The sequence below is a fragment of the Azospirillum sp. TSO35-2 genome, assembly GCF_003116095.1.
GTDB lineage: Bacteria > Pseudomonadota > Alphaproteobacteria > Azospirillales > Azospirillaceae > Azospirillum.
In genome coordinates this window covers 2,362,622-2,372,190 of the sequence record NZ_LGRA01000021.1, presented here as the reverse complement: position 1 = coordinate 2,372,190, position 9,569 = coordinate 2,362,622, and the positions used below count along the sequence as shown (strand labels likewise).

Below are 9,569 nucleotides of genomic sequence, written 5' to 3'. Positions count from 1 at the left end.
CGCGGCGTCGGCGGCGATGGTGGCGCCGGCGGCCTCGAACACCGCGTCGGGCAGGCTGGAGCCGAGACCGGCTCCGCTTTCAACCACCACGTCGAGCCCCAGTCCTTTGAGTTTCTTGACGGTTTCGGGAGACGCGGCGACGCGGCGCTCGCCTGGGCGGCGCTCCCTGGGTATGGCGATCTTCATGTCGTTTGCTTTCGAAGGCCGGCGTCGACGGCGGGCACGACGAGCCCGCGTCCGGTTCGCGGCCGGGCGTGCGCCGAAGCGGCAAAGTCATTCCGGCAAAATCGGCGGGCAAGGTCGGGCGGGCCGGCGACAACGCGCCGGCCCGCCGGCACCGCTCACTGGTTGGCGGCGACCGGGTAGTCCCAGCGGTCGGAGGCCCCCGCCCCCGCCAGTTCGTCCGCCGGCAGGTCGTCCAGCTGGCGGCGGATCAGGTCGCGGACGCTGACCACGCCGACCAGCGTCGTGCCGTCCAGCACCGGGACATGGCGGATGCCATGCTCGTCCATCAGGCTCAGCACATGACGCACCGGATCCGACGGGCTGCAACACCAGGGGTCGCGCGTCATCAGCGCCGACACCGGCTGTTCCAGGATGCCCGTTCCGCGGTCGACCAGCGCGCGGACGACGTCGCGTTCGGAAATGACGCCGACCACGGTGTTGCCCTCGGTCCGGCAGACGTCCTTGACCACCAGCGCCCCGGTGTTCTCCGCCTTCATCAGGCGCAGCGCCGTACTCACCGGTTCGTTCACGCGCACCATGCCGATGCGCGTGCCCTTCTTGCGGAGAATGTCCTCGACTTTCATGACGCTCCTCCTCCCCTTCCTCTGCGGCCGGCGGTGCCGGCCGCGCCATGGGCACGCCCGGTTCAGTGGGCCGCGACCGGAGCCGGCTGCTGGGTTGCTTCTGGAGCCGCGCCCGCCGCGCGCTGCGGACGGGTGTAGCAGCCGGCGGTCTCGCCGCGCTGGCGCACCAGGGCCAGCACCACGTCGATGGTCGGGGTGGCCACGTCGACCATCCGGCCCATCTCCTGGACCACCGACAGCAGGGCGTCGATCTCCATCGGGCGGCCGCGCTCCAGGTCCTGGAGCATCGAGGTCTTGTGCGCGCCCACCGCGGCGGCGCCGTTGATGCGGCGTTCCACGTCGACGCGGAAATGGACGCCCAGCCGGTCGCCGATCTCCTTCGCCTCCAGCATCATCGCCTTGGCGACGGCGCGGGTCTCCGGATCGCCGCAGATGACGTCGAGCGTGCCGTGGGTCAGCGCGCTGATCGGGTTAAAGCACAGGTTGCCCCACAGCTTCAGCCAGATCTCGTCACGGATGCGGTCGAGCACCGGCGCGCGCAGGCCGCCGGCTTCCATCGCCTGCGACAGGGCGACGACGCGGGCCGACTTGGAGCCGTCGGGCTCGCCCAGCGAGAACTTGTCGCCATAGACATGCTGGATGACGCCGGGGGCCACCACCTCGGTCGCCGGATAGACGACGCAGCCGATGGCGCGCTGCGGCCCCAGCCCGTTCCACTGGGCGCCGTTCGGGTCGACCGATTCCAGGGTGCGCCCGTCGAACGCGCCGCCGGTGCCGTAGAAATACCAATAGGGGATGCCGTTGACCGCGGTGACGACGGCGGTGTCGTCCCCCAGCAGCGGCTGCATCGCCGGAACCACACCGGGGACGGAGTGGGCCTTCAGCCCGACGATCACATAATCCTGCGGGCCGAGTTCGGCCGGGTTGTCGGTGCAGCGGGGGTGGACGACGGTCTTTTCCTCCCCCACGATCAAGGTGACACCGTTTTCGCGCATCGCCGCCAGATGCGCGCCGCGCGCCACCAGGCTGACCTCCGCCCCCGCTTGGTGCAGGCGCACGCCGAGATAGCCGCCGATGGCTCCGGATCCGTAGATGCAGATCTTCATGCCGGATTCCCCTCTCCCCCGTTTGACTTTTTGGACGCTGTGGGGCTGGACGACACCAGCCCAACCACACCGGCCGCGTCCATCGGCGGACCGGTTGCTTTGCAGCGGCATCCAACAGTCTGTTGCGCAAACTGTGTTTGGAGTTTGGTATACCAGATACCGTATGTCAATGCGGAATGTGGGGAGACCGGAGAGATTGCGGGTGGTGGAAAATCCCGTTCGGCTCACGCCCCCTTCGCAAAGAAGTACAGGGTGAGCGCGGCGCCGATCAGCACGACCAAGGTCTTCAGCTTTTTGGGATCGACGCGCTTGGCCCCGACTGCACCGGCATAGCCGCCGGCCACCGCCGCGATGGCCATCGCCGTGGTCTCCGGCCAGGACACCGCCCCGGCGAAGACGAAGGTGGCGACCGCCGCTCCGTTCATCAGCATCGCCAGCAGCAGGCGCAGCCCGTTCATCGCGTGGATGTCGCGCAACCCGAACAGCGTCAGCGCCGCCAGCATCAGGAAACCGATGCCGCCACCGAAATAGCCGCCATAGATCGAGATGAGGAACTGGACCACCAGCACGCTGCGCCCGCCGAGCCGCAACCGCGCCACGATCCCCGGCGCGTAGGCGCCGACGGCGAACACCGCGGTGGCGAACAGCAGCAACCAGGGAACGAATCCGGCGAAGACGGCGTTGGGAGTGAGCAGCAGCAACAGCGCGCCGACCAGCCCGCCGACCAGGCTGAGCCCGGCGAAGACCGGAACGTTGACGTGCCCCGCCGCGGCGATCTCGCGCCGGTAGGCCCAGCTGCTGGCGGCCTGCCCAGGGAACAGCGCCACCGTGCTGGAGGCGTTGGCGGCGACCGGCGCCACCCCGGCGAACAGCAGCGCCGGAAAGGTGATGAAGGCGCCGCCCCCGGCGACGGCGTTCAGGGCGCCCGACGAAAAGGCCGCCAGCATCAGCAGGATGGTGCCCAGCATTCGCATCCACCTCGTTTTCGAAAGCGTGTTGACGGGATGATCCGTATTCCGTATACAGAATATCAGCCGGTTTGAAGCGGCTCTTCCAGGGTGCGGCCAGCGATGCGGTTCGGGTGGCTGCGGGTCTCTTCAGGCGTTTCGTCGAAAAGCGTTTCGTCGGGCGCCTTTGCCAAACGCAATGAACCGACGCCGGGGCCAATGCGGTGGCCTTGACGTCGGTTCATGTCGTCTGCGGTTCGTGTCGTCGCTAACGGAACGACCGTTCGCAGGGGCCGATGATGCTCAGCGAGGGTCCCGGTTCACCCCCCGGTTTCCCGGGACACTCCGCTCGGCGTGTCGGCCAACAGGTCGGTGGTCGGCCTTTCAATCGGCACCCTCGGCCGCCAGCTTGCCGGCCGGCTGGGAGGATTCGGCGATCTGGCGGGCCCGCATCGGCTTCAGGACGAACAGGGCCATGAAGGCGGCGATGGCGTTGACCGCGGCGGCGAAGAAGAACACCGACTGCCAGCTGCCGGTCGAGGCCACCATGATGTTGGCGAACGGCACCACCAGCGACGCGGTGCCCTTGGCGGTGTAGAGCAGGCCGGCGTTGGTCGTGGCGAACTTCGAGCCGAAGCTGTCGGCGCAGCAGGACGGGAACAGGCTGTAGATCTCGCCCCAGGCGAAGAACACCAGACCGGTCAGGATGACGAAGGCGACCGGGTTGTGGCCCCACTGGTTCAGCGCCATGATGCCGACCGCTTCGATGGCGAAGGCGACGAACATCGTGTTCTCACGACCGATGTGGTCCGACACCCAGCCGAAGAAGGGACGGGTGATGCCGTTCAGCACGCGGTCGATGGTCAGGGCGAAGGTCAGGGCCGGCAGGGTCAGGCCCAGAATGCTGACCGGCATGCCGTCGAGGTGGAAGTCCTTGGCGATCGGGCCGAGCTGGGCGGTGGCCATCAGACCGCCAGCGGCGACCATGACGAACATCACGTACATCACCCAGAAGACCGGCGACTTCAGCGTCTCCTGCGGGGTGTAGTTGCGGCGGCTCTGCACGACGTTCGACTTGGACTTCGGCAGCAGGTTGGGGTTCGGCTCCTTCAGAAACCAGGCCAGCGCGAAGACGATCAGGCCCTGGCCGAGGCCGAAGGTCAGGAAGGCGTGCTCGTAGCCCTGCGAGGCGATCATGTTGGCGATCGGCACGACGGTGAGGGCGGAGCCGGCGCCGAAGCCGGCGGCGGTCAGGCCGGCGGCGAGGCCGCGGCGATCCGGGAACCACTTCAGCGCGTTGCCGACGCAGGTGCCGTAGACGCCGCCGGCGCCGATGCCGCCGATGGCCGCACCGAGATAGAGCAGCGTCAGGCTGTCGGCCACCGAGTTGATCGCCCAGGCGACCGCGCAGAGCACGCCGCCGATCAGGACGACGATGCGCGGGCCGAACTTGTCGACGAACCAGCCCTCGACCGGGACCAGCCAGGTTTCGGTCACGACGAAAATGGTGAAGGCGACCTGAATGGCGGCGCGGCCCCAATGATACTTTTCTTCGAGCGGGTTGACGAACAGCGTCCAGCCATATTGCAGGTTGGCGATCATCGACATGCAGATGACACCAATAACCAGCTGCATCCACCGGCCACCGAGCGGAGCGCCCTGCGCCTCCGAACTTGAATGCTGCATCTTCTATCTCCTCCTTTGAAGCGGTTCTCTTCCAGGTCGGGCGTTCGCTTTTGTTTTGTTTGCTTCAGTGATGCGACGCGGTTCTTTTTGCTGTCGGTGGCGGCGCAGCGAGGATGCGGCCTCGCGGCACTCCACAGCACCTGGGGGCAGGTCTTCCCGCCCCCGCCAGATCGGCTCGGTCCTGGTCCGATCTGGAATTATCAATATGGTATACCAGATGCCGAACGCGTGACAAGCGATTAGTGGGATGCACGAACTGTTTTGGGAGACTGCATTCGACCGGCCGATCGCGACCAGCCGCGGCGCCTTGGATTTCCGACACGCGGAAAGCGGGGGGCGGCGGCTTGGGGAGTTGGTGGGGTTGGAATATGGTATGCCAGTGCTGGCGAGCGTGGCTCGATGGGGCCGATGCGAGGGTCGATGAGCCTCCGTTCAGCCCCTGCCCCGCCCCGGCGCCGCACGCACTCTCAGCGCCACACCGGCAGCACCCATATTGATAAGGAGTCGATCGCCATGGACCAGCAGCAGAACATCGAGATCGCCGTGGCGCGGGACGATGCCGACATCGAGGCCAGCCACGCGGTCATGAAGGAGCTGCGGACCCACATGACCGACCCGGAGGCCTACCGCGCGCAGATCCGCCGGCAGATGGACGACGGCTACAACCTCGCCCTGCTGCGCATCGACGGCGAGATCGCCGGCTGCGGCGGCTTCCGCGTCCACGAGACGCTGTCGCGCGGCCGCTACATGTATGTCGAGGATCTGGTGACCAGCGCCGCCAAGCGCTCCTACGGTCTGGGCGACAAGCTGTTCGACTGGCTGGCCAACGAGGCGCGGGAGCGCGGCTGCGCCCAGATGGAGATCATCTCCGGCATCCAGCGCGGCGAGGCGCACCGCTTCTACCACCGCAAGCGGATGACCATCAAAAGCTTCCAGCTCGTTCTGCCGCTGGCCTGACGCGCACAAAAAAGACGGCCCTGGCGGGGCCGTCTTTTTCACGAGAGCGGTCGTGTCGGCGCAAAGGATCGGGCGGCGTCGGACGGGCCGGCGCGGCGATCAGCCAACACGAAGATTCAGAACGCGCGCGGGAAGCTGGCCCAGGCCGGACCGGACGGCACTTCGTCCTCCTCCAGGTCCTTCTCGGTCGGGTTGGCGAGACGCAGCGGCGCGGAGGTGAATCCACGCGACGACTTGCCCGCGTCCGCGAACTGGGTCGACAGGATGTGGTGGACGGTTCCGCCAAAGACGGACAGCACGAGCGCCAAAGCCAGCATTTCCAACATGTTGATCACTCCAAGTCTCGGTGGGGTGGTTTTTTTTGATTGGGTCGGTTTCGATGTGACCTGCCTGTTATGACGCGGCGCAGCAAGGCGGGCAAGTTTTTTGGTATACAAGGTACATGATGCCGGCCATGCGTCGACCGCATGCCTAATCGCAAAAGCTATGCGTCACTAACATACCGTAACACCAATCATCGCGACCTCCCATGGTTGAGGTCTGCTGTGCCAACAGCGGACGCGCCCGTGCGCTGCACCGATCCGTGATTCAACCACGGGGCCGGCCATCCGATTCAATCAGGTGGTTCGGCGCGGAAATTGTTTGATTGGCGTACTGTATTTGGCATACCATATTTTTAGTGAGCCACCCGAGGGAGCACCCGGCCGTTCACCGCCCCATCACCAGCCGACCAGACGCCGGCCGATCAGGAGACACGCCATGAAGGTCGAACACATCCTGCGCACCAAGGAATCCCGGGTCGTCGCCGTGCGGACCAACGCCACGGTCGCCGACGCCATCCGCCTGATGAAGGCGGAGAACATCAGCGCCCTGGTCGTCAAGGACGTCTGCCGCACCGAGGGCAACACGCTGGCCGGCGTGCTGTCGGAACGCGACATCGTGCACGCGCTGCTGGACCGCGGCGCCACCCTGCTGTCCATGCCGGTCGCGCAGCTGATGACCCGCCAGCCGGTGACCTGTGCCCCCGCCGACAGCCTGCAGCACGCCCTGCACCTGATGGAGCAGCACCACATCCGCCACCTGCCGGTGCTGGAGGACGGGCATCTGGTCGGCGTCATCAGCGCCCGTGACTTCACCCGGCTGCAGTTGCAGCAGTTCGACGGCCAGCCGGTGGATGCGGCGGCAGCGGCCGGATCGACCAGCTACGCCCACTGACTCCCCCGACACCCGTCACCGATCCAAGGCGCCGTCGCGGACCATCCCCGGCGGCGCCGTTCCATGGGAGACACCGCCCGTGACCACCCTGATCTTCACCCATCACGACTGCTTCGCCCACGACACCGGCCCCGGCCATCCGGAGGCGCCGGAACGGCTGGCGGTGGTGTGGCAGGTGCTCGACCGGCCGGAGTTCCGGGGGCTGGAGCGCCGGTCCGCCCCGGAGGCCGATGTCGAGCAGTTGTCGCGCGTCCATGAGCGCCGCTATGTCGAGGCGGTGCTGGACGCCGTGCCGGCCGACGGCTACCAGCGGCTGGACGCCGACACGCTGCTGTCGCCGGGATCGCGCGGGGCGATCCTGCGCGCCGCCGGCTCGGTGGTCGCCGCGGTCGACGCGGTGCTGGGCGGCGAGGCGACCAACGCCTTCTGCGCCGTCCGCCCCTGCGGCCACCACGCCGAACCGGCGCGCGCCATGGGATTCTGCGTCTTCAACAACATCGCCGTGGGGGCCGAGCACGCCCGCAAGATCCATGGGCTGACCCGCGTCGCCGTCGTCGATTTCGACGTCCATCACGGCAACGGCACCCAGGCGATGTTCGCCGACGACCCCAACCTGTTCTTCGCCTCCACCCACCAGTCGCCGCTCTATCCCGGCACCGGCAGTTCGTGGGAACGCGGGGTTGACGGCAACATCCTGAACCTGCCGCTGGAGCCCTACAGCGGCACCGTCGAGTTCCGCCAGGCGATGGAGCGCGCCATCCTGCCGGCGCTGGAGGCGTTCCAGCCCGAACTGCTGATGATCTCCGCCGGGTTCGACGCCCACACCCGCGACCCGCTGGCCCAGCTCGGCTTCACCACCGAGGATTTCGAATGGGTGACGCGCAAGCTGGTCGAGGTCGCCGACCGCGTCTGCGGCGGCCGTGTCGTCTCCGCCCTGGAAGGCGGCTATGACGCCACCGGGCTGGCCGAAGGCTGCGCCGCCCACCTCAAGGCGCTGGTGGCGGCATAGAGCGGATCGTGTAAAATCGGAATCGATTTGAAGCGTGAATCCGCTCGTTAAACAAAGGTTTGGAGTTCCGTGCGTTTCTCAACAAACGCACGGAACTCTAATCGTTGGCGGGGTCGGCCGCCCCGCACTCGCGCGCCCAGCCCAGCAGCCGGGCGACCGCGTCGTCCGGCTGGGGACACATCAGCGACGCCGTGCCCAGCAGGACGGCGCCGCTGCCACCGTCGATGGTCAGCAGGTCGCCGGTGTGCACGACCACCTCGCCGGCGGTCATCTCGCCGCGGTCGGGGTCGATGCGCAGCGCGCGGGCGCCGCAGACGCAGGGGCGCCCCATGCCGCGCGCCACCGTGGCGGCATGGCTGGTGAAGCCGCCGCGCGCGGTGACGATGCCGGCCGCCGCGTGCATGCCGTGGATGTCCTCCGGCGAGGTCTCCGGCCGGCACAGGATCACCGGGGCGCCGCCGAACGACAGCCGGACCGCGTCCTCCGTCGTGAAGGCGGCGCGGCCGGTCACCGCCCCCGGCGAGGCCGGCAGCCCGACCGCCAGCGCCGCGGCCCGCGCGTCGGGCGTCAGGGTCGGGCGCAGCAGCTCGTCCAGCGCCTGCGGGTCGACGCGGCGCACCGCCTCGGCCCGGGTGATGACGCCCTCGTCGGCGAGGTCGACGGCGATCCGCACCGCCGCCTCCGGCGAGCGCTTGCCGGCGCGGGTCTGCAGGATGAACAGACGCCCGGCCTCCACCGTGAATTCGATGTCCTGCATGTCGCCGAAGGCCCGCTCCAGCCGGGCGGCGACGGCGCGGAGCTCGGCGAAGACCGCCGGCAGCCGGCGTTCCATCGAGCGGTCGGCGTCGCCGGGCGCCGCAGCCTGGCCCGCCGTCAGCGGGTCGGGGTCGTGGGTGCCGGACACCACGTCCTCGCCCTGGGCGTCGGCCAGGAACTCGCCGCACAGGCCGGGCGCGCCGGTCGAGGGGTCGCGGGTGAACAGCACGCCGGTGCCGGAATCGGGCCCACGGTTGCCAAACACCATCGCCTGCACGGTGACCGCCGTCCCCAGATCGCCGGCAATGCCGTGCAGGGCGCGGAAGGCGACGGCGCGCGGGTTCATCCAGGAGCGGAACACCGCCGCCACCGCGGCGCGCAGTTGCTCCGCCGGGTCCTGCGGGAAGGGCCGGTCGCAGCGCGCCGCCACCAGCTCGAAGAAGCGCGGCAGCAGCGCCTGCCAGTCCGCCGCCGTCAGGTCGGAGTCGCGATCGATCCCGCGCGCCTCCTTGTGCTCGTCGAGCAGCGTCTCGAACCGGTGCGACGGCACGCCCATCACCACGCTGCCGAAGGATTGCACCAGCCGCCGGTAGCAGTCGTAGGCGAAGCGCGGGTCGCCCGACCGCGCCGCCAAGCCTTCCACCGTGCGGTCGTTCAGGCCGAGGTTGAGGATGCTGTCCATCATGCCGGGCATCGACACCGCGGCGCCGGACCGCACCGACAGCAGCAGCGGGTCGGTCGCATCGCCGAAGCGGGCGCCGGCCCGCCGTTCCAACGCGGCCACCGCCGCGTCGATGCGCGTCACCAGAGCCCTTGGCAGCGCCGCCGGCAGCGCGTCGTCGTCGGCCAGCCCCCGTCCGGCCTCGGCGGCGATGACGAAGCCCGGCGGCACCGGGATGCCCAGCCCCGCCATCGCCACCAGCCCGGCGCCCTTGTTGCCCAGCCGCCGCGGATCGGCGACGCCGTGGACCAGACCGGACCCGAAGGCGACGACCGGATCGGCGGCGCCCTCTTGCGGGGCCTCGAGCCGGCGGATCGGCAGGGTCTGGGCGGTCGGCGTGCTGTCGGGGGCCATGGTCGTCGT

Annotated in this window: 10 protein-coding genes and 1 pseudogene; 3 read left to right on the top strand and 8 right to left on the bottom strand. The window is 68.7% G+C overall.

Annotated features, from left to right (window positions below; translation table 11 throughout):
* The 6 genes and pseudogenes from TSO352_RS26885 to oxlT all read right to left on the bottom strand — a co-directional run.
* Positions 1–186, bottom strand: a pseudogene (locus tag TSO352_RS26885) (NAD(P)(+) transhydrogenase (Re/Si-specific) subunit alpha); the annotation flags it as partial.
* A 155-nt stretch (positions 187–341) separates the two neighbouring features.
* Positions 342–809 carry a CBS domain-containing protein gene (locus tag TSO352_RS26880; protein WP_109110152.1) on the bottom strand — a complete coding sequence of 156 codons (468 nt, stop codon included), beginning with the start codon at positions 807–809 and terminating at the stop codon, positions 342–344.
* Between the two features lie 62 nt (positions 810–871).
* Positions 872–1,915, bottom strand: a complete 1,044-nt coding sequence (locus TSO352_RS26875; protein WP_109110151.1) for a 2-dehydropantoate 2-reductase — start codon at positions 1,913–1,915, stop codon at positions 872–874.
* 224 nt (positions 1,916–2,139) lie between these two features.
* Positions 2,140–2,883 carry a sulfite exporter TauE/SafE family protein gene (locus TSO352_RS26870; protein ID WP_109110150.1) on the bottom strand — a complete coding sequence of 248 codons (744 nt, stop codon included), beginning with the start codon at positions 2,881–2,883 and terminating at the stop codon, positions 2,140–2,142.
* 62 nt (positions 2,884–2,945) lie between these two features.
* Positions 2,946–3,107, bottom strand: a complete 162-nt coding sequence (locus TSO352_RS33335) for a hypothetical protein (protein ID WP_158284635.1) — start codon at positions 3,105–3,107, stop codon at positions 2,946–2,948.
* A gap of 139 nt (positions 3,108–3,246) precedes the next feature.
* Positions 3,247–4,548: an oxalate/formate MFS antiporter gene (oxlT, locus tag TSO352_RS26865; protein WP_109110149.1), complete on the bottom strand. Its 1,302-nt coding sequence runs from the start codon at positions 4,546–4,548 to the stop codon at positions 3,247–3,249.
* 513 nt (positions 4,549–5,061) lie between these two features.
* Between oxlT and TSO352_RS26860 the strand changes: the two genes are divergently transcribed.
* Positions 5,062–5,505, top strand: coding sequence for a GNAT family N-acetyltransferase (locus tag TSO352_RS26860; protein WP_109110148.1), 444 nt, complete (start codon positions 5,062–5,064; stop codon positions 5,503–5,505).
* A 116-nt stretch (positions 5,506–5,621) separates the two neighbouring features.
* Here the strand turns inward: TSO352_RS26860 and TSO352_RS26855 are convergent, their stop codons facing one another.
* A complete protein-coding gene (locus TSO352_RS26855; RefSeq protein WP_109110894.1) occupies positions 5,622–5,831 on the bottom strand; it encodes a hypothetical protein in 210 nt (69 codons plus the stop codon).
* A 433-nt stretch (positions 5,832–6,264) separates the two neighbouring features.
* Between TSO352_RS26855 and TSO352_RS26850 the strand changes: the two genes are divergently transcribed.
* Both TSO352_RS26850 and TSO352_RS26845 read left to right on the top strand, forming a co-directional pair.
* Positions 6,265–6,720: a CBS domain-containing protein gene (locus TSO352_RS26850; RefSeq protein WP_109110147.1), complete on the top strand. Its 456-nt coding sequence runs from the start codon at positions 6,265–6,267 to the stop codon at positions 6,718–6,720.
* Positions 6,721–6,799: 79 nt separating this feature from the next.
* Positions 6,800–7,729: a histone deacetylase family protein gene (locus TSO352_RS26845; protein WP_109110146.1), complete on the top strand. Its 930-nt coding sequence runs from the start codon at positions 6,800–6,802 to the stop codon at positions 7,727–7,729.
* Positions 7,730–7,826: 97 nt separating this feature from the next.
* Here TSO352_RS26845 and TSO352_RS26840 read toward each other — a convergent pair whose 3' ends face one another.
* Positions 7,827–9,560, bottom strand: a complete 1,734-nt coding sequence (locus tag TSO352_RS26840; RefSeq protein ID WP_247872449.1) for a pyruvate, phosphate dikinase — start codon at positions 9,558–9,560, stop codon at positions 7,827–7,829.
* Positions 9,561–9,569 lie beyond the last annotated feature (9 nt).